At 47.7% G+C, this 20,570-nt stretch carries 20 protein-coding genes; 3 read left to right on the top strand and 17 right to left on the bottom strand.

Annotation, left to right across the window (positions count from 1 at the left end; all coding sequences use genetic code 11):
- Window positions 1–13: 13 nt before the first annotated feature.
- The 4 genes from priA to gmk form a co-directional block, all read right to left on the bottom strand.
- Entirely contained in the window at window positions 14–2,410 is a 2,397-nt protein-coding gene (priA, locus tag QMA01_RS02295; RefSeq protein WP_191714026.1) for a primosomal protein N', read from the bottom strand.
- Window positions 2,400–3,605 carry a bifunctional phosphopantothenoylcysteine decarboxylase/phosphopantothenate--cysteine ligase CoaBC gene (coaBC, locus tag QMA01_RS02290; protein WP_191714025.1) on the bottom strand — a complete coding sequence of 402 codons (1,206 nt, stop codon included), beginning with the start codon at window positions 3,603–3,605 and terminating at the stop codon, window positions 2,400–2,402. Before coaBC ends, priA begins: the two co-directional genes overlap by 11 nt.
- Window positions 3,606–3,679: 74 nt before the next feature.
- Window positions 3,680–3,904 (bottom strand): DNA-directed RNA polymerase subunit omega, encoded by a 225-nt coding sequence (gene rpoZ, locus QMA01_RS02285; RefSeq protein WP_142826599.1) that lies wholly within the window; start codon window positions 3,902–3,904, stop codon window positions 3,680–3,682.
- Window positions 3,904–4,524 (bottom strand): guanylate kinase, encoded by a 621-nt coding sequence (gmk, locus tag QMA01_RS02280; protein ID WP_191714024.1) that lies wholly within the window; start codon window positions 4,522–4,524, stop codon window positions 3,904–3,906. Before gmk ends, rpoZ begins: the two co-directional genes overlap by 1 nt.
- A gap of 263 nt (window positions 4,525–4,787) precedes the next feature.
- Here gmk and QMA01_RS02275 point away from each other — a divergent pair, with 263 nt between their 5' ends.
- From QMA01_RS02275 to QMA01_RS02265, 3 genes are all read left to right on the top strand, one after another.
- The gene (locus QMA01_RS02275; RefSeq protein WP_191714023.1) at window positions 4,788–6,452 is read left to right on the top strand and encodes an Rqc2 family fibronectin-binding protein; all 1,665 of its coding nucleotides are present in this window, start codon (window positions 4,788–4,790) and stop codon (window positions 6,450–6,452) included.
- A 386-nt stretch (window positions 6,453–6,838) separates the two neighbouring features.
- Complete coding sequence (locus QMA01_RS02270) at window positions 6,839–7,627, top strand: transporter substrate-binding domain-containing protein (protein WP_290184697.1); 789 nt, start codon at window positions 6,839–6,841, stop codon at window positions 7,625–7,627.
- A 12-nt stretch (window positions 7,628–7,639) separates the two neighbouring features.
- Window positions 7,640–8,320, top strand: coding sequence for an amino acid ABC transporter permease (locus QMA01_RS02265; protein ID WP_225218383.1), 681 nt, complete (start codon window positions 7,640–7,642; stop codon window positions 8,318–8,320).
- 41 nt (window positions 8,321–8,361) lie between these two features.
- Here QMA01_RS02265 and QMA01_RS02260 read toward each other — a convergent pair whose 3' ends face one another.
- From QMA01_RS02260 to QMA01_RS02200, 13 genes are all read right to left on the bottom strand, one after another.
- Window positions 8,362–8,772, bottom strand: a complete 411-nt coding sequence (locus QMA01_RS02260; RefSeq protein WP_290184596.1) for a VOC family protein — start codon at window positions 8,770–8,772, stop codon at window positions 8,362–8,364.
- A gap of 98 nt (window positions 8,773–8,870) precedes the next feature.
- Complete coding sequence (locus QMA01_RS02255; RefSeq protein ID WP_225218328.1) at window positions 8,871–9,155, bottom strand: TIGR04104 family putative zinc finger protein; 285 nt, start codon at window positions 9,153–9,155, stop codon at window positions 8,871–8,873.
- Window positions 9,152–9,442, bottom strand: a complete 291-nt coding sequence (locus tag QMA01_RS02250; protein WP_191714493.1) for a hypothetical protein — start codon at window positions 9,440–9,442, stop codon at window positions 9,152–9,154. The genes QMA01_RS02255 and QMA01_RS02250 overlap by 4 nt, the downstream gene beginning before the upstream one ends.
- A 6-nt stretch (window positions 9,443–9,448) precedes the next feature.
- Window positions 9,449–10,786 carry a D-serine ammonia-lyase gene (locus tag QMA01_RS02245; RefSeq protein ID WP_290214213.1) on the bottom strand — a complete coding sequence of 446 codons (1,338 nt, stop codon included), beginning with the start codon at window positions 10,784–10,786 and terminating at the stop codon, window positions 9,449–9,451.
- An 85-nt stretch (window positions 10,787–10,871) separates the two neighbouring features.
- Window positions 10,872–11,540 carry a DUF1129 family protein gene (locus QMA01_RS02240; RefSeq protein ID WP_290184592.1) on the bottom strand — a complete coding sequence of 223 codons (669 nt, stop codon included), beginning with the start codon at window positions 11,538–11,540 and terminating at the stop codon, window positions 10,872–10,874.
- A complete protein-coding gene (locus tag QMA01_RS02235; protein ID WP_290184590.1) occupies window positions 11,527–11,880 on the bottom strand; it encodes a PadR family transcriptional regulator in 354 nt (117 codons plus the stop codon). The genes QMA01_RS02240 and QMA01_RS02235 overlap by 14 nt, the downstream gene beginning before the upstream one ends.
- Before the next feature lie 156 nt (window positions 11,881–12,036).
- Entirely contained in the window at window positions 12,037–12,660 is a 624-nt protein-coding gene (pyrE, locus tag QMA01_RS02230) for an orotate phosphoribosyltransferase (protein ID WP_290184588.1), read from the bottom strand.
- The gene (gene pyrF, locus QMA01_RS02225; protein ID WP_290184586.1) at window positions 12,657–13,346 is read right to left on the bottom strand and encodes an orotidine-5'-phosphate decarboxylase; all 690 of its coding nucleotides are present in this window, start codon (window positions 13,344–13,346) and stop codon (window positions 12,657–12,659) included. The genes pyrE and pyrF overlap by 4 nt, the downstream gene beginning before the upstream one ends.
- Window positions 13,343–14,257 carry a dihydroorotate dehydrogenase gene (locus QMA01_RS02220; RefSeq protein WP_191714015.1) on the bottom strand — a complete coding sequence of 305 codons (915 nt, stop codon included), beginning with the start codon at window positions 14,255–14,257 and terminating at the stop codon, window positions 13,343–13,345. The genes pyrF and QMA01_RS02220 overlap by 4 nt, the downstream gene beginning before the upstream one ends.
- Window positions 14,254–15,021 (bottom strand): dihydroorotate dehydrogenase electron transfer subunit, encoded by a 768-nt coding sequence (locus QMA01_RS02215; protein ID WP_290184584.1) that lies wholly within the window; start codon window positions 15,019–15,021, stop codon window positions 14,254–14,256. Before QMA01_RS02215 ends, QMA01_RS02220 begins: the two co-directional genes overlap by 4 nt.
- A complete protein-coding gene (carB, locus tag QMA01_RS02210; RefSeq protein ID WP_290184582.1) occupies window positions 15,018–18,206 on the bottom strand; it encodes a carbamoyl-phosphate synthase large subunit in 3,189 nt (1,062 codons plus the stop codon). The genes QMA01_RS02215 and carB overlap by 4 nt, the downstream gene beginning before the upstream one ends.
- A complete protein-coding gene (locus QMA01_RS02205) occupies window positions 18,199–19,296 on the bottom strand; it encodes a carbamoyl phosphate synthase small subunit (protein ID WP_290184580.1) in 1,098 nt (365 codons plus the stop codon). Before QMA01_RS02205 ends, carB begins: the two co-directional genes overlap by 8 nt.
- Window positions 19,293–20,570 carry a dihydroorotase gene (locus QMA01_RS02200; RefSeq protein WP_290184578.1) on the bottom strand — a complete coding sequence of 426 codons (1,278 nt, stop codon included), beginning with the start codon at window positions 20,568–20,570 and terminating at the stop codon, window positions 19,293–19,295. The genes QMA01_RS02205 and QMA01_RS02200 overlap by 4 nt, the downstream gene beginning before the upstream one ends.

Raw genomic sequence — 20,570 nt, 5'->3', positions numbered from 1 at the left:
TTCCTCTTTTCTTTTACATGACCGATGTCGGATTCATGTCAATCGACAGCGTGGCGCCTTTTTTCAGCCATTCCGTACGATGGATTTTGATCAGTTGCTGCATCGTATCGGTCAGTTTCGGTTCTTTTTTGTATTTTATCAAACATTGATAGCGATATCTATTGTTGACACGGGCGATCAGGGAAGCTGAGGGCCCGATGATCAAGGTATTGGGAGACAAGTGGCTCTTCAAATAACGGACCGTTTGATCGGCATATTCAGCCACTGTCATTAAATCTTCATGCGTAAACTGGATGTTGACGACATAGTAATACGGCGGATAACCGCTCGCTCTGCGCATGGCCATTTCCTGTTCATAAAACGGCTCATACAATTGGTCTTTCGCCAATGTGATGGCGTAATGTTCCGGCGTATAGGATTGGACAAAAACCGTCCCCGGCAGAATATCCCGCCCTGCGCGGCCGCTGACCTGCGTCAGCAATTGATAGGTCTTTTCCGCCGCCCGGAAGTCAGGCAGATGCAAAGTAGTATCCGCCGACAACACACCTACTAATGTGATATTCGGAAAATCCAAGCCTTTGGCGATCATTTGGGTACCCAGCAGGATGTCTGCTTTGCCTTCGCCAAAAGCGGACAGGATTTTCTCATGCGCACCTTTATTGCGCGTCGTGTCGACATCCATTCGAAGAACGCGTGCTTCCGGCACCACTTTCGCCAGCTCTTCTTCGACTTTCTGCGTGCCGGTTCCGAAAAACCGAATATGCTCGCTTTCACATTCCGGACAGGTTTTTGGTACGCGTTCATCATAGCCGCAATAATGGCATTTCATCGTTTCGCTTGAGCGGTGGTAAGTCAGCGAAATATCACAATTGGGGCATTGCATGACCGTTCCGCAATCCCGGCATAACACAAATGATGAATAGCCGCGTTTATTGAGGAACAATACGGTCTGCTGCTTTTTCTCCAGACGGTCGCGGATAGCATCCGCTAATTGCACCGAAAACATGGACCGGTTGCCGTTGCGCAGTTCTTCCCGCATATCCACAATATGGACATCGGGCAATGGTTGGTTTTTTGCCCGTTTTTCCAGTACCAGCAATTCATAGACGCCTTTTTGTGCACGTGCATATGATTCCAATGAAGGCGTTGCGCTGCCAAGAATAACCGGACAATTATGGTATTCACTGCGCCAAATGGCCATGTCGCGTGCGTGATAGCGTGGGGAATCGTCCTGCTTATAGCTGGATTCATGCTCTTCATCCAGAATGATCAGACCCAGATTCTGAAAAGGCGCAAAAATAGCCGAACGTGCCCCTACTACCACTTTCACTTCAGCCCGCTGGATTTTTCGCCATTCATCGTATTTTTCGCCAGCCGACAATCCACTGTGCAAAACAGCGACCTGGTCTCCGAAACGCTCTTTAAAGCGAATGGTCATTTGAGGGGTCAGCGAAATTTCCGGCACCAGCATGATCGCTTCTTTTCCTTGCTTCAGCACCTGGTCGATGGTCTGCAGATAGATTTCGGTCTTCCCACTGCCAGTAATGCCATGCAGCAGAAAGGTCTTCGGTGTATTCAATGCATTTTCAATCGAATCAAAAGCAATTTGTTGGGCTCCGGTCAATTGCAGCGACGATTTTTGCTCGATTTCAGTCAGCAGCTTCGGATCCCGGTACGATTCCATATTGGAAATCTGAGCGGCTTCTTTTTCCACTAAGCTGTAGATTGTCGGCAGCGAAACCTCCGCTTCTTTCTGAAGTTGGGAAGATTCGATCGAGCGGCCTGCATTTCTCAGGAAAAAGTCCATCAACTTGAGCTGTTGCTTGGCATTGGCACGAATTTCAATGGCTTCCAGCTTTTCAATGCTGTCAGAGATATGAATCATACGGACTTTTTTAACAGCGGTTTGCTGTTGAATATCGGTATCCGCAATGATTGTGCCTTTTTCCATCTCTTTTTTCAGCAGACTGTATATGTCCACTGCGTCCTGCAGCCGGATAAAAGGCCGTTTTTCGAAATAAATGCGCAAAGGCGCTGCAATTTCTTCAAGCGGTGCATTCAGTACAAAACGCTTCTCGTATTTTGCCCGCAAAGCTGCTGGCACCATGACCTGCAGCGCGTCAATTTCAAAACAAACCGTTTGCTCTTTCATCCATTGGGCCATCTTCAGCAGTTCTTCATTTAAAACCGGCACCACGTCCATCAGCTCATGAATCGGTTTCAGGCGTTTCGGGTCAAATTCTGAAGTCTCTTTGAGCTTAGTGATGAACCCCAGTACTTTGCGGTTGCCAAAAGGCACTTTGACACGCATTCCCGGCTCTGCCAGTACTGCCACTTCTTTTGGAATGGCATAATCAAAAGGGCGGTCGATCGGATGGGCAGCTACGTCCACAATGACTTCAGCTATCATGCAGTTTTTCCTTTTCCGTAATCAAGTCAAGCAATTGGCGGGCCAATTGCTGCTTGGACATCATGTCAAATGCTTGTTCAAAGCCGTTTTTCCCGTAGACTGTCACCCGATTGGTATCCGATTCAAAGCCCGCCTGTGCTTCTGTTACATCATTGGCAATAATATAATCTGCATTTTTACGTTCCAATTTATCTTTGGCGTATTGTCCAACATCATTGGTCTCGGCCGCGAAACCGATCAACACCTGGTTTTTCTTGTTTTCGCCTAACTGTTGAAGGATATCGACTGTCCGTTCAAGAACGATGGTCGAGCCGCCTTCTTGTTTCTTCATTTTTCGATCAGCTACTGTTTTTGGTCGGTAATCAGCCACAGCAGCCGTTTTGATGACGTAATCTGAACTGTCGTAATGCGCTTCGACTGCCTGCAGCATATCTTCAGCACTTTCCACCAGTATCCGGGTAACGCCGCTTGGCACCGGCAATGACACGGGACCGCTGATTAAAATGGTTTCGGCTCCCATCTCCGCAGCAGCACCTGCCATGGCATAGCCCATCTTGCCGCTTGAAAAATTGGTCAGAAACCGAACAGGATCGATGCGTTCACGTGTCGGCCCAGCGGTAACAATGACTTTTTTTCCAGCAAGTTTATGCTCGCGCGTAAAATAACCTTTGACGAGCTCTGTGATTTTCTCCGGCTCTTCAAGGCGTCCTTTGCCGACATAGCCACAGGCCAAAAAGCCTTCGGAAGGTTCGATAAAACGGATGCCGTCTGCATGAAGCTGCTGGATGTTGCGTTTCACTGCCGGATGGTCGTACATATGGACATTCATTGCCGGAGCAATCCAGATAGGAGCGGTTGCTGCCAACAAAGTAGTCGTGACCATATCGTCACCAATGCCGCCGGCCAATTTGCCGATGACATTGGCTGTGCCCGGCGCAACAATGATCAGGTCTGCCCAATCCGCAAGATCGATATGCGCGATGACGGAAGAATCCTTCTCATCAAATGTATCGGTATAGACATCGTTTCTGGACATGACCTGGAACGTCAGCGGCTGCACAAATTGCTGTGCTGAACGGGTCATGATGACTTTAACGGAAGCTCCCGCCTGAGAAAGCTTGCTGACAAGCGCCACAGCTTTATAGACGGCAATTCCTCCGCTGACACATAGTAGGATTTTACGATTCTCCAACAACTCAAACACCCTTTCTAAACAACAAACTCCCAAAGAACAAGTTTGCTCTGGGAGTCGTCTGTTGCGATTAATGGTTAAATTTCGTCTTCGTATACTGCAAATTCATCTTGTTTTTCCTGTGTCAAAGCGCCGGCGGCTACTTCTTCAAGTGCTTTTCCGACCGATTTAGTAGAAACATATGAATCCAATTTTTCATCACCGTGTTCGTGCAATTGGCGTGCACGTTTAGAAGCAAGCGCAACCAGCGAGTATTTTGAATCAATTCGGCTTTTCAGTTTATCAACGGATGGGTATAACATCAGACATTCTCCTTTAGCATATCAAAATATCGTTTTTCAACACGTTCACGTTTGCAATGCTCCGCAATAATGATGGCATTGATTCGGTCACAGGCATTTTCAACTTCATCATTTTCGACTACATAATCGTACAAGTTCATCATTTCCAACTCTTGCCTCGCGGCTTGCAGGCGGGAAGCGATCACGTCATCCGATTCGGTGCCACGCCCGACCAGCCGTTCTTCAAGTTCCGACAGGCTCGGCGGCGCCAAAAAGATAAACAGGCCATCCGGAACTTTCGAACGGACCTGGGCAGCACCCTGTACTTCGATTTCCAGAAATACATCACGACCCGCATCGCGCATCTTGTTGACGTACTCAAGTGGTGTCCCATAGTAATTTCCGACAAACTCTGCATATTCGAGCAGTTGATCCTGCTCGATCAATTCCTCAAACTCACTGCGTGTTTTGAAGAAATAATCGACTTCATCAACTTCCCCTTCCCGTGGCGCTCTAGTCGTCATCGAGATGGAGTATTCATAATTTGTATCCGGCTGTGAGAACAGCTCTTTTCTTACGGTGCCTTTTCCAACACCCGAAGGCCCTGATAGGACTATCAGCAGTCCACGTTGGTTTCTCATTTTATCCCTCACTTGCCTCATCATCATTTTCTTTCAAACGCCAGAACTACAGGTTCCTGCTCTGCCGTTACCGGATCACCCGATGTGCCGTTCCATTTTCGCATCCAGCAAATCGAACTGAATTCTCCTGCTTTTCACAGATTGTTTCACGGACATTTTCTGCTGAACCTTATTCTTCGTTTTCTAACTAACTGTCTTATTATATCATAATACACCGAGAAAATGATAAGATGGAACAAAACGATTTGAAAGAGGGATATTTAATGGCATTTGATGGATTATTTACAAAATCGATGACAAGCGAACTTCAACAGCTCGTCACCGGCAGAATTTCAAAAGTTCATCAGCCCAACCAGCTTGAACTGCTTCTACATATACGTGCCCAAGGAAAGAACCATAAATTGTTGATTTCCATCCATCCGTCCTATTCACGGATTCACTTGACGGCCGCAGCAAACATCAACCCTTCTGAACCGCCGATGTTCTGCATGCTGCTTCGCAAGCACATCGAAGGCGGCGTCATCACCGAAATCTCGCAATACGGGATGGACCGCCTGATCATGTTGAAGATCAAAGCAAAAAATGAAATCGGCGATGACATCGAACGTGAACTCCACGTCGAAATGATGGGTCGGCATTCGAACGTCATCCTGATTGATGCGGAGCGTACGATGATTCTCGACAGTTTGAAACATTTGCCCCCAAGCGTCAACTCTTTCCGCACCATTCTTCCCGGCCAGCCCTATATCTTCCCTCCATCCCAGGAGAAAAAAGATCCGTTCGAAGCTGCTGAGGAATTAGCGGTTACAGAGCCAACAGAAATCGTCAGCCAATTTTCCGGATTTTCTCCATTAAATGCGCGTGAACTTGCATTTCGTCTGGAAACTTCCGACAAGAAGGCGGCAATTGCTGAAGCATTTCTGGCAGATTTCCTGAAACAGCAGCCACAAGGCTATTATGTCGAACATGGCGGCAAAAGCTTTTTCTCTGCCACTCCGTTGACCCATATCCAAGAAGAAGGACTGGAATTCCCGACACTTGGTGAACTGCTTGACCGGATGTATTACGCAAAAGCCGAACGCGACCGTGTTAAACAGCAGGCCGGGGATCTGGAAAGATGGCTGCAAAATGAAATTTCCAAGTTGAAACTGAAGCTGAAGAAATTGAAAAAAGAACAGGATCAGGCTGAAAAACGTGAAACGCTTCAATTAAATGGCGAATTGATCATGGCCAACCTTCACCGCATCACCAAAGGCATGAAGGAAATCGAAGTCGACAATTATTACAACGATGAAAAAGTCACCATCACGTTGGATCCGCGGAAAACGCCGATCGACAATTCCCAGCGTTATTATTCACGCTACCAGAAAGCGAAAACAGCCGTCGTCAAAACCCAGGAACAAATCGACAAAACGACAGAGGATATCGAGTATTTCGAGACCTTGATGTCTCAAGTCCAACAAGCCGGCATTTCCGATATCGAAGAAATCCGTGAAGAACTCGCTGAGCAAGGGTTTATGAAGGCTCAAAAATCAAAGAAAAAGAAAAAACCGACCAAGCCTTCTGTAGAAGCCTATGTTTCTTCTAGCGGAACGCCAATCTCTGTCGGCAAAAACAACAAGCAAAACGATTACGTGACATTCAAAGTAGCTTCCAAATCCGATACATGGCTTCATACAAAAGACATTCCGGGTTCACACGTCATCATCCATGACAGCAATCCCGATGAAACGACTATACTCGAAGCTGCTACGATTGCTGCTTACTTCAGCAAAGCACGTGAATCTTCTTCTGTACCGGTCGATTACACTGAAGTCCGCCAAGTGAAAAAGCCGAATGGCTCAAAACCTGGATTCGTCATTTATTTTGAACAGAAAACCGTATTCGTCACGCCAGATGAAGAACTGGTCATTAAATTGAAAAAATAAGTTAGGATGCCGGAAAGCTTTATGCTTTCCGGTTTTTTATTGAAGTTAATCAGTGAACTGCAATTAACATGGAATTCCACAGTTTATTGGAGAGAATTGACCTATTTATCCAAGCAGTCTGTTTACTCCTTCATCACTCTTAGACATCATGTTAACAAGTTTATTTACTGCGAAATTGAAAGCGTAATGGCTGCACTCATTTAGTTTACATAACATTAATATGTTAAACCGAAAGAGTTTTCACACATATTAAGCATAACCCGTTGCCCTTGCCAGACTTAAATGCTATGTTCATAAAGGATTGAAAATTTAAGGGGGCTTTACACGTGTATACATACTCAACTAAGAGAAATTTATTTTTTGCTGCAAGTGCCATTGCTGTAGCTATGCTGGCAGGCTGTGGCAATGACGAAACACAAACTGAAGAAAAGAAAACCGCGTGGGATGAAATTCAGGAACAAGGAACATTGACTGTTGCGACTTCCGGGACGCTATTGGCCACATCTTTTCATGACGCGGAGACGGATGAACTGACGGGTTTTGAAGTGGAAGTTGTCCGGGAACTTGGGGAACGTTTGGATCTTGATATTGAGTTCACTGAAATCGGATTTGATGAAATGCTGACAAGTGTCAATACAGGGCAAATTGACATTGCAGCCAATGATATTGAAATCACTGAAGACCGTGCGGAAGAGTTTATCTTCTCGACTCCGATCAAGCATTCCTATGGGACTGCGGTTGTGAGAAAAGATGATTTGTCCGGCATCGCAAGTTTGGAAGACCTTCCTGGGAAAAAAGCAGCAGGTGCTTCTACGTCAATCTATATGGAAATTGCACGTGAATACGGCGCAGAAGAAGTAACTTATGACAACGCCACAAACGAAGTGTATTTGCGCGATGTTTCAATCGGCCGTACCGATGTTATCCTGAACGATTATTATCTATCCACATTCGGTGTCGCAGCTTTTCCTGACTTGAATATCACCATTCACCCTGACATCAAATATGCTCCGTCAGAAGTTGGGCTCGTTATGAACAAAGACAATACCGAATTGGCCGATAACGTCAATAAAGCATTGGAAGAGATGCTTGCAGACGGCACGATCACTGAAATCTCTGCAGAATTTTTCGGCGGTGCGGATGTCTCTGTCAAACCGGACATTGAAGAAAATTAAGCAGGAGGTTGTCTGATGAATGATATCGAATGGGGATTGCTGTTTGACCCGGCATTGGCGATCGAATCCCTTCCCTACGTACTGGAAGGAATCGGCTATACCTTATTGATTTCCGTAGTCAGTATGGTTCTTGGCATATTCATCGGCTTTTTCCTGGCACTCGCCCGTACATCGCGGTTACAGATTCTGCAATTTCCTGCACGCCTGTATATTTCCTTTATGCGAGGTGTTCCAATTCTGGTGATCCTGTTCTTGCTGTATTTCGCCCTGCCGGTCATCGGCATTGAATTTTCAGCCGTACAGGCCGCCTTGATCGGATTCACCATCAACAGCGCCGCTTATATCGCTGAAGTATTCCGTTCATCTCTTGCCTCAGTCGATAAAGGGCAATGGGAATCATCCACTGCACTCGGCTTGACCTATTGGCAATCGATGCGCCGGATCATTTTGCCGCAATCAGTGCGGATTGCGGTCCCGCCTTTATCGAATGTCTACTTGGATTTGATCAAAGCCTCTTCATTGGCTGCCATGATCACCGTTCCGGAGATTTTTCAGAAAGCGCGGATCGTCGGCGCCCGTGAATATGATTTATTGACCATGTTGATTTTGGTGGCGTTGATCTACTGGGCGATCTGTTCAGCGATGACCATTTTGCAGAACTACCTTGAAAAGCGTTATGCGGACTACCTTTAAAAAGCATCCGGAGATTTTTCTCCGAGATGCTTTTTTTTACTTTATTTTGTTTCTTCCTCAGTCATATAGAGGACTTCCCACATATGCCCGTCCAGGTCCTTGAAACTCTTGAGATACATATATTCATCATCCATTTTTTCACCGGCTTGTTGAGCTCCTGCTGCGAAAGCAGCATTGACCAGGCTATCCACTTCATCTTTGCTGGTTGCAGAAATAGCTGTGATCACTTCCGCACTGTTCGAGGTATCCGCAATTTCTCTTTTTGAAAAACTCTTGAAAAACTCTTCAGTCAGCAGCATCCCGTAAATCGATGGCCCGATAATCATGCAGGCTCCTTTTTCATCTGTCATCTCTTCATCAAACCCAAAGCCCATTTCTTCGAAAAATGCTTTGGACCGATCTAAATTTTTTACCGGCAAGTTGACAAAAATATGCTTGGATTGGACACTCATTTTTCTCCCCTCCTTTCCTGTTTTTTTGTTATCTGCATTATTCTCTGTTAGAACAAAATCTCCTGCCCAATAAAAAAAAGATCCTTTAAAAGGATCTTTTAAGCCAGGCGGTATCGCAATATATAAGGCAGCAAGAGAGAAATAACCGGAAACAAGACCAAGACGCTAAAAATTAATGCATATGTGCTAATTGGATAGGCAAAGGAGCTGAAAGCGAAGATTGGTCCAACTAGCAAAACCGATGCCAAAATCCTTGAAAGGAATTGGACTTTATAGAGCTTGCCGCAAGCCGGGCAGGCAATCGGTTTATAGGCCAGCCAAAGAGACTTGCTGACTTGTTTCCAAGTAAATGAAGTCTGGCAGATTTCACATCGCTGCATCATTCTCCACCCTTCAGCCCGTCTACATATTGTTTCGCTTCCAACAGTGACCAGCCGAATTCCTGTCTGGTTCGTTTGACGGCTTCGACTTTTTTCCCTTGCTGCAGCAGTCGCCGGAGTTCTTTATTGATTTCAGGTTCTGTAAACGTTTCACCTTGCGAGGATTTCTGGAGAAGTTTCTCCATATGCCTGACTCTGGTTTCCAAGGCTTTAATCCGCTGTTCCGTGGCATTATAAAAGATATAGACCAATACAAGAACAGCCCCAATAATAATCATAATCCATGACAAATCCATTTATTCAGCACCTCCCAAATAGGTTTTTCCGCGTTGGTAAAACCCTTCCATTTCTTCTTTCGGCACCAAGGCGCCTCCAGTCGACCAGACGATATGACTAGCCGCAGCCATCTGCAGCTGATTTGTTTCGGCATAATCTGTCGCCTGTATTTTCAACGGCCCCAGCAGTCCGGCAGTGGCCGATGGCTCAACAAAAATCGTTTCGCTGTCCGCCAGCAGCGCCAATAATTTGAACAGCTCCCGGTCTTCCACCGTGTAGATGCCGCTGACTGTTTGTTCACTGATGCCTGAAGCAAAGCTCGATGGCCTGCCGACAGCCAACCCGTCGCCTTCGGTCACATTGTCGATGCCAAAATCCTGGACGCTGACTTTGTTTTTTTCACCGGTCATCAATCCAATCAGCACGGCAGGCGAATGCGTCGGTTCCACAAAAAAGCAGTGGACAGCGTCACCAAAAACCTGCTTCAGACCGAATGCAATGCCGCCGGGAGCACCTCCCACTCCGCACGGAAGATAGACAAACAGCGGATGCTCGGCATCCACTTGGATGCCCCTATCCTCCAATTGCTTTTTGAGTCGGAAAGCCGCGACGCTATAGCCCAAAAACAGGTGTCTGGATTTCTCGTCGTCGACAAAATAAGCATCCCGCTTGGCAAGTGTCTCTCTTCGCCCTTCAGAAATTGCTTCGCTGAAATCTCCTTCAAATTCCACCACCCTGGCACCTTTTTCACGCAGCAAGTCTTTTTTCCATTGCTTGGCGTCTGCAGACATATAAACAGATACCTGGAAACCGAGTTTGGCACTGATGATGCCGATGCTGAGGCCCAAATTCCCCGTTGAGCCAACACCAATGGCATACTGGCTGAAAAATTGCTTGAACCGATCAGATGAGAATTGTTCATAGGATTTCCCGGCTTCCAGCAAGCCGGCGTCACTAGCCAATTTTTCCGCATGATGCAGCACTTCATAAACGCCGCCGCGAGCTTTAATCGATCCCGCTATCGGCAATTCGTTATCGCATTTAAGAAACAACCGGCCAGCTATAGCTCCATCAACATATTCACTGAGCCGCTTTTTCATGGATGGAATCTCGCGCAGCGGCGATTCCACAATACCGCCTGTTGCTGCGGTGTCCGGAAATTCCGTTGACAGATACGGGGCAAATCGTTGCCACAGCTTTTCTGCCTGCTCCATGTCCTGCAGACCGATAGGAAGCTTCATTGCATTGATTTTTTGCCGTTTCGGATTTTGCCAGACGACCGGTTTCAAATCGATGATAGTCTTCAGCAATGGATACTTTTCGATCCAGCTGTTTAATTCCTGTTGTCCCATGCTCATCTTACGAATCCCCTTTCAGTCGTTCATGCGGTTAGTTTAATCATACAGGACCACTATAAAAAATTAATCCTCATAAAGTATGTTTTTACTGGTTGGCAGACAACCGGCTCATTCCTTTGTTAATTCCTAGTAGAGCTAAGCCAATTACAATGAATAACCACCATTGTATATGGATGACTGGACCAATTCCATCAAAGAAAAAACCAATTCCTAAAACAAAAGCAAATGCTGCCATACTGAATAATCCTGAGTACACATAAATTTTCCATTCCTGATTTGCCGGTTTGAAAACAGTAGAGCGGATAATACGGAAAATGAAAAAAACTCCAATCACTCCAACAAGAATTAATGCCACTAAAATCATTAAACCGCTTCCTAAAGCAAAATCATTTTCTACAGAAGTAAAAATAGAAATGGCAGCATTTATTATTCCATAAGAAACTGCAAACCAACCGACTAGCCCCAATATTCCTGACGCGAAAAGCAACATGAGATTTCTCTTGTCTTCATTCGGCATATTGGCAATGAGTTCATCTGCATAGGTTTCAGGAGAATCACCGAAAAGATCTGCAGCAGCTTTACCATTTTCTTGCGCTTCGATCAAATGGTCTAGTAAATCCATTAATAATTCTTCTGCTGCCTGTTCATTGACTCGTAAGTCTGTCCGGATATATAGCAATAAATCTTCGTAAATTTTCTCGTTTTCCGCATTTAAAAAATCTCTTTTGTGGTTATTCTCTTTAATTAATTCCATTGTCTCCCTCATATCCTCCACCCCTTTTCAATAATTGGCTGACCGGTTTGGCGATTTCCAGCCATTCAGCAGCAATTTGTTCCAACTCCGCTTTTCCTTGATCGGTCAAAAAATAATATTTGCGGTTGGGTCCCGATGCAGACGGCCTCATTTCACCTCGGATAAATCCGTTTTTCTGAAGCCTCAGCAATACCGGATATATGGTGCCGTCACTGATGTCCGGCAAACCGATTCCTTGCAGTTTTTGCGAAAGCTCATAGCCATAAACAGGCTGTTCTTCTACTACCGCCATGACACAAGCATCCAGTACCCCTTTCAGCAACTGGCTTCTGAGAGCCATATCTGTTCCTCCTTACGGTACTTGGCGATACATGATAGTGATCCAAAAAAATAACTACCTTGCATTACCAATTAGTTGTTTTCATTGTATTCATTCAATTTCATTTTGTCAACCAATTCTCTTGATTCATTATAAAAACCGACCAAGAGGCCGGCTTTACAAAGTTCCTGCTTTTAATTTTTCGTGCCAATCCGCAAGCATCGGCATGTCGTTTTCACTAATAGCACCGGTATTTAAAGCTTGTTCCACCAGTGTAGAAAAATCCGTCAACGTATGGAACGTATAGCCTGCTCCGGTAATCGCTTGGATCGACTGCGGCAACTCGTAAGTGAAGATGGCTACGATGCCCAATACTTCAAAACCGGCTGCTTCAAGTGCCTGTGCCGCCTGCAGCACCGATCCGCCTTTAGAGATGAGGTCTTCCACCACTACCACTTTTTGGCCAGGCTCAATTTTGCCTTCGATCATGTTCGTTTGGCCATGCTCTTTCGCTTTGGACCGGACATAGACCATCGGCAATTCAAGCAAGTCGCTGACCCATGCTGCATGCGGGATTCCCGCAGTCGCTGTTCCGGCAACCACTTGGCATTCCGGATAATACGCTTTGATGGTTTCTGCTAATCCAGCCGCAATGTCTTTGCGCACCGCGGGATAGGACATCGTCAGGCGATTGTCACAGTAAATCGGTGATTTGACCCCTGATGCCCACGTAAAAGGATCTTGCGGACGCAACTCGACCGCTCCGATGGATAATAAGTGGTCTGCAATTTCATTTTTCAAGATCTTCCACTCCATTCTGCTGCAATTTGTGCATAGCTTTCTGCCGGATTCTCCGACTTCGTGATAGCTCGCCCAACGACGATATGGCTAGAGCCTTTTACACGCGCTTCCGCAGGTGTCGCCACCCGTTTTTGATCATCGGCTGAAACCGATGCCGGCCGTATTCCCGGTGTCACCATAAGGAAATCCGGGCCGCAGACTTTGGTGATGGCTTCAGCTTCCAGAACCGAACAAACCACTCCGTCCAACCCTGCCTGCATCGCCCGCTTTGCATAATGCAGCACGGATTCTTCAAGGCTGACATAGACAAGCTGATCTTCATGCATCTCTTCTTCGCTCGTCGACGTCAATTGCGTGACGGCAATGAGTTTTGTGCTGCTGCCTGCCAATCCGCGTTTGGCGGCTCTCATCATTTCCAGCCCGCCTGCGGCATGGACGTTGACCATGTCCACACCCAGTTTGGCCAAGCCCCGCATAGCGGATTCCACCGTATTCGGAATATCGTGCAGTTTCAGGTCCAGGAAAATGTCGTGCCCCTGTGACTTGATGTAACGGATGAGATCCGGACCTTCCTGGAAATAAAGTTCCATGCCCACTTTCACAAAAAGCGGCTCGGAAAACCGCGACAGAAGTTCCTCTACTTGTTCCTTCGATGCAAAATCTAAAGCGATGATGGGTTTATTCACAGACGGTGGCTCCTTCCGACAAGTTCTTTTACCGAATCAAATCCAAGTTCATGCAAGCGTTCAGGCAATTGCCCAATAATTTCGGGACAGACAAAAGGATTGACGAAGTTGGCTGTACCGACAGCCACTGCACTGGCCCCAGCTGATAAGAAGTCGATGACATCATCCACATTGGTGACGCCGCCCATTCCGATAATCGGCAGCTTGGTGTGCTTGCTGACTTCGTAGACCATCCGCAGCGCTACCGGCTTGATGGCAGGACCTGACAAGCCCCCTGTGATGTTGGCGATGATCGGGCGTCCTGTTTTGGTGTCCATGCGCATGCCGAGCAGTGTATTGATCATGGTGATGCCATCCGCTCCACCTTCTTCGACCGCTTTGGCGATCGACACGATATCCGTGACATTCGGCGATAATTTGATATAGACAGGCACGGAAGAAACTTCTTTCACTGCACGCGTCAGTTCGCGGGCTACATCCGGGTCTGTTCCAAAAGTGATGCCGCCGAGTTTGACGTTCGGGCAGGAAATATTGATTTCCAGTGCATGGACATTCGGCGCCTCCGAAATGGCTTTCGCGACTTCCACATAATCTTCAGTCGTCGTGCCAGCCACGTTCGCGATGATCGGCACATCGTATTGTTCAAGCCAAGGCAGTTCCTGCCCCGCTACTTTTTCAAGTCCGGGATTTTGCAGTCCGATGGCATTCAACATGCCGGATGCCGTTTCCGCAACCCGCGGCGTCGGATTTCCCAGCCGCGTTTCAACCGTCGTCGCTTTGATCATGATGGCGCCAAGCTGAGACAAGTCGTACAACTGCGCATATTCTTTGCCGAACCCGAAGCAGCCGGATGCCGGCATGATTGGATTTTTTAAATCGAGTCCTGGAAGTTCAACTGTTAAATCTGTCATGAAATCACCACTCCTGCTGGAAATACCGGTCCATCTGAACATACCTTGATGTAATCCGTTTCGCTTTTCGTTGTACGGCAGACGCAGGCAAAACATGCCCCGATGCCGCAGCCCATCCGCTGTTCATAAGACAAGAAGCCTTTTTTCTGGGGATACGCCCATTGCACAGCCTCTAACATTGCCGTCGGGCCACAGCTGTAATACGTATCAAAATCACTCGGGAGTTCATTGAGAATATGCGTAACAAACCCTTGGGTGCCATGAGAGCCGTCGACTGTAGCAATATGCGTGTCGCCAAGTTCTCGGAACTTGTCTTCGTAAAACACAGCCTGCTTGCTTTCGAATCCGAGAATATGGACGGTTTCAATGCCCCGTTCATTTAATTGCTTGGCGAGTTCGTATAAAGGAGGCACACCGATGCCGCCGCCGATCAAATACGCTTTTTTCTGCGCTTCTTCCACAGGAAACCCGTGGCCGAGCGGTCCTAGGACATCCAATAGATCACCCGGTTTTTTTTCTGAAAGCAATCCGGTGCCGCGGCCTTCTGCCCGGTAAATCATCGTGAATTGTGAAGCTTCCAAATCAATGGACGCCACAGAAATCGGCCGGCGCAGCAGCGGTTCAAAGCTGTCTGCGACACGGATATGGACAAATTGCCCGGGCTCGGCCATTTCATTGGCCAGCCCGCCCTGTACCGTTAATTCAAAGATATGCTTGGCGATTTCCTGCTGTTTGACGACCTGCATGCGCTCTTGTTTGATCATACGCCTGCACCCATTTCCTCCGCAGAGAAAGTCATTGATTCGATGACACGCAGCATCGCTTCGGCTGTATCCAGCGAAGTCAGGCACGGAATGCCGTTTTCGACAGATTCGCGGCGGATGCGGAAACCGTCACGCTGTGGCTGTTTGCCTTTTGTCAACGTGTTGATGACAATTTGCGTATCGCCGTTTTGGATGACGTCCAGTAAGGTCTTGCCTTCTGATCCGATTTTTCCGATCGGCGCAACAACAATGCCTGCTTCTTCGAAAGCTTTCGCTGTGCCGCCGGTCGCCATGATCTGGTAGCCGATCGCTTTAAAGCGTTTTGCCAAACCAACCGCTTCTTCTTTGTCTTTATCTGCCACCGTCAAGAGCACAGTGCCATGATCTTTGACTTCCATGCCAGCTGCTGCCAATCCTTTGTACAACGCTTTTTCAAGTGTCGTGTCTTTGCCCATGACTTCTCCTGTCGATTTCATTTCCGGCCCAAGTGTGATGTCGACACGGCGAAGCTTCGCAAATGAGAAGACAGGGACTTTAACGAAGACGCCTTTTGAAATCGGTGCAAGCCCAGGCGTAAAGCCTTGATCGACGATGCTTTGCCCTAAAATCGCTTTTGTCGCGATATTGGCCATCGGGATCGATGTGATTTTGCTCATGAACGGAACCGTCCGGCTTGAGCGCGGGTTGACTTCGATGACGTACACTTCACCTTTGGAAATGACATATTGAATATTCAGCAACCCGACGATGTTCAGCCCTTTTGCAAGGCGCGTCGTATAGTCGACCAGCGTATCCAATAATTCCGCTGAAATATTTTGCGTTGGATAAACCGCAATCGAGTCGCCCGAATGGACGCCTGCGCGTTCGATATGCTCCATGATGCCAGGAATCAAGACGTTTTCTCCGTCCGAGATGGCATCCACTTCGATTTCAATGCCTGTCAGGTAACGGTCGACCAAGACCGGATGTTCCGGGCTTGCTTCTACGGCATGTTCCATATAATGCTTCAGGTCTTCCTCGTTGTAGACGATTTCCATTGCGCGTCCGCCGAGTACATAAGATGGGCGGACCAAGACCGGATAGCCGATGTCTGCTGCAATGATGATTGCTTCTTCTGCGTTGACAGCCGTTTTGCCTAATGGCTGTGGAATGCCGATTTCGTGAAGGGCCGCTTCGAATTTATTGCGGTTTTCTGCACGGTCTGTATCTTCCAGTGATGTACCCAAAATGGTAACACCATTCTGTTCCAGCTTCTCGGCCAAGTTGATGGCTGTCTGTCCGCCGAATTGGACGACGACGCCTTTCGGCTGCTCCAAGTCGACGATGTGCATGACATCTTCGATCGTCAACGGTTCGAAATAGAGTTTGTCTGAAATCGAGAAATCCGTTGAAACGGTTTCCGGGTTGTTGTTGACGATGATCGCTTCATAGCCTGCTTCTTTAATTGCCCAGACAGAATGCACGGTTGCGTAGTCGAATTCGACTCCTTGTCCGATGCGGATCGGTCCTGAACCGAGAACAATGACCGATTCTTTGTCCGTTTTCACTGATTCGTTTTCATCTTCATACGTACCGTAGAAATAAGGCGTTTCGGATTCGAACTCTGCCGCGCATGTATCGACCATCTTATAGACCGGCATTAAGTTATTTTCTTTGCGCCAGTTGTACACTTGCTGTTCCGTCGTATTCCATAGTTTGGCGATTGTCCGGTCAGCAAAGCCAAGGCGTTTCGCACGCTTGGCAGTATCGTAGTCGAAAGCGGCGTTTTTCAGCACATCTTCGTATTTGACGATGTTCTCGAACTTTTTCAAGAAGAATAGATCGATTTGGCTCCATTCATTGATGGTTTCAATTGTCACGCCTCGGCGCAGCGCTTCTCCGATAAAGAACAAACGCTCATCTCCCGCACGGCAGATGCGTTTTTGTATCCACTCATCGCTCATGGCATCCGCATTTTTCAGCTCCAGATGGAATTGTCCTGTCTCCAATGACCGGACCGCTTTCAAGATGGATTCTTCAAAAGTACGGCCCATCGCCATCACTTCGCCTGTCGCTTTCATCTGTGTACCCAGATTGCGTTTTGCTGCTTCGAACTTATCGAAAGGCCAGCGCGGAATCTTTGTTACAACGTAATCCAGTGCAGGTTCGAATGCAGCATAGGTCCGGCCCGTGACTGGGTTCATCATTTCATCCAAGGTCAGGCCGACTGCGATTTTGGCAGCCAGTTTGGCGATCGGGTAACCGGTCGCTTTTGAAGCCAGAGCTGAAGACCGGCTGACACGCGGGTTTACTTCGATGATGTAGTAATTAAAGCTGAATGGATCGAGTGCCAGCTGCACGTTGCAGCCGCCTTCGATTTTCAATGCGCGGATGATCTTCAGCGACACGTTGCGCAGCATCTGGTATTCACGGTCCGATAAGGTCTGGCTTGGTGCCACGACAATCGAATCGCCAGTATGGATGCCGACCGGATCGATGTTCTCCATGTTGCAGACAACTATCGCCGTATCGTTTTTATCGCGCATCACTTCGTATTCGATTTCCTTGAAGCCGGCGATTGATTTTTCCAGCAAGCATTGTGTAACCGGGCTGTATTTCAAACCACTGGCGACGATTTCCTGGAGCTGTTCATAATCGTGGCAAATGCCTCCACCCGTTCCGCCTAACGTGAAGGCCGGACGGACGATGACCGGATAACCGACACGTGCGACAAAGTTTTCGGCTTCTGCCATGTTGTGGATGATGTCTGAATCCGGCACCGGTTCTCCGAGCTCGTTCATCAAGGTTCTGAACAAATCACGGTCTTCCGCTTTATGGATCGCTTCAAGCTTAGTGCCCAAGATTTCAATATTCAATTCGTCCAAAATTCCTGACTCGTCGAGCTCAATCGCCATGTTCAGCCCAGTCTGGCCACCAAGTGTCGGAAGCAAGGCATCAGGCCGCTCTTTGCGCAGAATGCGGCTGACGAACTCCAAAGTGATCGGTTCGATATAGACTTTATCTGCAATTTCGGTATCCGTCATGATGGTCGCCGGATTCGAGTTGATCAGGATGACGCGATAGCCTTCTTCTTTTAGAGCCAGGCAGGCTTGCGTTCCTGCATAGTCGAACTCTGCTGCTTGTCCGATGACGATTGGTCCGGATCCGATTACGAGTATACTTTGAATATCTTGTCTTTTAGGCATGTTGTTGCTCCTTTCGAGTTGCGTTCATAACATCAATAAAGCGGTCGAATAAGTAGTTCGAGTCTTCCGGTCCCGGTGAGGATTCCGGATGGTACTGGACAGTGAATGCAGGATAGTCCAGATGTGCCAGTCCTTCATTCGTTCCGTCGTTCAATGCGCTGTGCGTCACTTTCAACCGGGTGCCTTGAAGCGTCTCTTCATCTACAGCGTAGCCATGGTTTTGGGAAGTGATTTCAATTTTACCGGTGACCAGATCGCGTACCGGATGGTTGCCTCCCCGATGGCCGAACTTCAGTTTAAACGTATCCGCTCCGCAGGCTCTCGCGAACAATTGATGCCCTAGGCAAATGCCGAAAATCGGAACTTCTCCAAGCAGCTCGCGGACCACTTCTACGCATTCTTCCACGTCTTTTGGATCTCCCGGGCCATTCGACAGCATGACGCCGTCCGGCCCCCATGCCAAAATTTCTTTTGAGGAAGTATTGTACGGCACGACGATGACGTCGCAGTCACGGTTGTTAAGCTCGCGCAGGATGCCATGCTTCATGCCATAATCGATCAGCACCACTCGTTTGCCGCGTCCCGGACTTGGATAAGGGCGTGCTGTTGAAACTTGTGACACTTGATTGCTTGGCAAAACGGTTGCTTGAAGGGTCTTGACCACTTCTTCAACTTGAACGTCTTCACCTGCTGCAGTCAATACGCCTTTGATGGAACCTTTCGAACGGATCAGACGCGTCAATTTCCGTGTATCAATTCCTGAAATTCCGGGAATGTCTTTAATTTTGAATAATTCATCCAGCGTTGCGTTGTTTCTGAAATTGGATGGGAACTCAGCGATTTCACGGACAACCATTCCTTTGACTGCCGGTTCGATTGATTCGAAATCATCGCTGTTGATGCCGTAGTTGCCGATCAGCGGGTAAGTCATAGTGACGATTTGTCCGCAGTAAGAAGGATCTGACAAGATTTCCTGATAGCCGGTCATGCTGGTATTAAAAACGATTTCCCCTACTGAAGCGCCCTCGCCCCCGAATGCTGTTCCTTCAAATACCGTACCGTCTTCTAAGATCAAATAACGTTTCATCAATTTGTCTCCTCCTGCCATACGATTTCTCCGCCAAAAATGGTCATTACCGGCCAGCCTGTACAACTCCAGCCGTCAAATGGTGTATTTCTGCCTTTTGATAAAAAGGCATCTGCTTGAATCGTCTGCTCTTTTTCCAGATCCAGCAGTACCAAGTCTGCTGTTTGTCCGGGTTCCATGCTGCCATACGGCAACTGGAAAGTTTCACTCGGCTTGATCGTCAGCCAGTCGATCAATTGCTGCAGCGTCCATTTGCCTGTTTTGACAAACTTGCTGTAGAGCAGTGGAAATGCTGTTTCAAATCCCACGATGCCGAACATCGAACCGTTCATGCCGTTTGTTTTCTCTGCCGCTGTATGGGGAGCATGGTCCGTTGCAATAAAGTCCAGCGTCCCGTCAAGCAAGCCTTCGTGCAATGCCTGCCAATCTTCCTTCGCGCGGAGCGGTGGGTTCATCTTGTAATTCGCGTCGTCTGAAGGAATGTCATCTTCTGTCAACAACAAGTGGTGCGGCGTCACTTCAGCTGTGACGCGGACCCCTGCCCGTTTGGCATCACGGATGACGCGGACCGATTCTTTCGTACTGACGTGGCAGACATGATAATGTGCGCCTGCTGCTTCCGCAAGAAGGATGTCGCGTGCGATATGCACCGATTCCGCAATCGACGGTATGCCCTTCAACCCCAACTCTTTGCTGCGCTTGCCTTCGTGCATGACACCGTCGTAGATCAGGCTATTGTCTTCACAATGGGCCACGACTGCCATATCGATTTTCGCTGCATCCTGCATCGTTTCATACATCATTCCTGCCTGCTGTATGCCGACGCCGTCATCAGTGAAAGCGAATGCGCCGTTTTCCTTGAGTTCCTGCAAGTTCGTGCGTTCTTTTCCGGCTTCCCTGATCGTGATAGAGGCGTACGGCAAAACCCGGATAAGCGCATTTTTCTCGATCAATCCGTTGACCAGCTGCAGATTTTCTTTCGTATCGGGTACAGGGCGTGTATTCGGCATGGCGCAAATGGTTGTGAATCCGCCTTTAGCTGCTGACTTCGTCCCGCTTTCGATCGTTTCTTTCTGCTCACCGCCCGGTTCACGCAAATGCACGTGGACATCAACAAATCCTGGTGCGATCATCCGGCCTTTGCCGTCAATTTCTGTTTCGTTGTTCGCTGCTAACTCTTGACCGATTTCATCAATCTTGCCATCTGTGATGCGAACATTCGTTGGTGCCAATTCTCCATCTTGCAGCATGTTTACGTTTTTAATGAATAAATTCAA

Source organism: Planococcus notacanthi (assembly GCF_030407825.1).
Lineage (GTDB): Bacteria > Bacillota > Bacilli > Bacillales_A > Planococcaceae > Planococcus > Planococcus notacanthi.
This window is presented reverse-complemented; position numbering and strand designations above follow the sequence as displayed.

Bases quoted from the DNA above. Each gene is read 5' to 3' on its own strand.
- priA (WP_191714026.1), bottom strand. From the start codon at position 2,410: ATGATAGCTGAAGTCATTGTGGACGTAGCTGCCCATCCGATCGACCGC.
- rpoZ (WP_142826599.1), bottom strand. From the start codon at position 3,904: ATGTTATACCCATCCGTTGATAAACTGAAAAGCCGAATTGATTCAAAA.
- gmk (WP_191714024.1), bottom strand. From the start codon at position 4,524: ATGAGAAACCAACGTGGACTGCTGATAGTCCTATCAGGGCCTTCGGGT.
- QMA01_RS02275 (WP_191714023.1), top strand. From the start codon at position 4,788: ATGGCATTTGATGGATTATTTACAAAATCGATGACAAGCGAACTTCAA.
- QMA01_RS02270 (WP_290184697.1), top strand. From the start codon at position 6,839: ATGCTGGCAGGCTGTGGCAATGACGAAACACAAACTGAAGAAAAGAAA.
- QMA01_RS02260 (WP_290184596.1), bottom strand. From the start codon at position 8,772: ATGAGTGTCCAATCCAAGCATATTTTTGTCAACTTGCCGGTAAAAAAT.
- QMA01_RS02255 (WP_225218328.1), bottom strand. From the start codon at position 9,155: ATGATGCAGCGATGTGAAATCTGCCAGACTTCATTTACTTGGAAACAA.
- QMA01_RS02245 (WP_290214213.1), bottom strand. From the start codon at position 10,786: ATGAGCATGGGACAACAGGAATTAAACAGCTGGATCGAAAAGTATCCA.
- QMA01_RS02240 (WP_290184592.1), bottom strand. From the start codon at position 11,540: ATGGAATTAATTAAAGAGAATAACCACAAAAGAGATTTTTTAAATGCG.
- QMA01_RS02235 (WP_290184590.1), bottom strand. From the start codon at position 11,880: ATGGCTCTCAGAAGCCAGTTGCTGAAAGGGGTACTGGATGCTTGTGTC.
- QMA01_RS02220 (WP_191714015.1), bottom strand. From the start codon at position 14,257: ATGACAGATTTAACAGTTGAACTTCCAGGACTCGATTTAAAAAATCCA.
- QMA01_RS02215 (WP_290184584.1), bottom strand. From the start codon at position 15,021: ATGATCAAACAAGAGCGCATGCAGGTCGTCAAACAGCAGGAAATCGCC.
- carB (WP_290184582.1), bottom strand. From the start codon at position 18,206: ATGCCTAAAAGACAAGATATTCAAAGTATACTCGTAATCGGATCCGGA.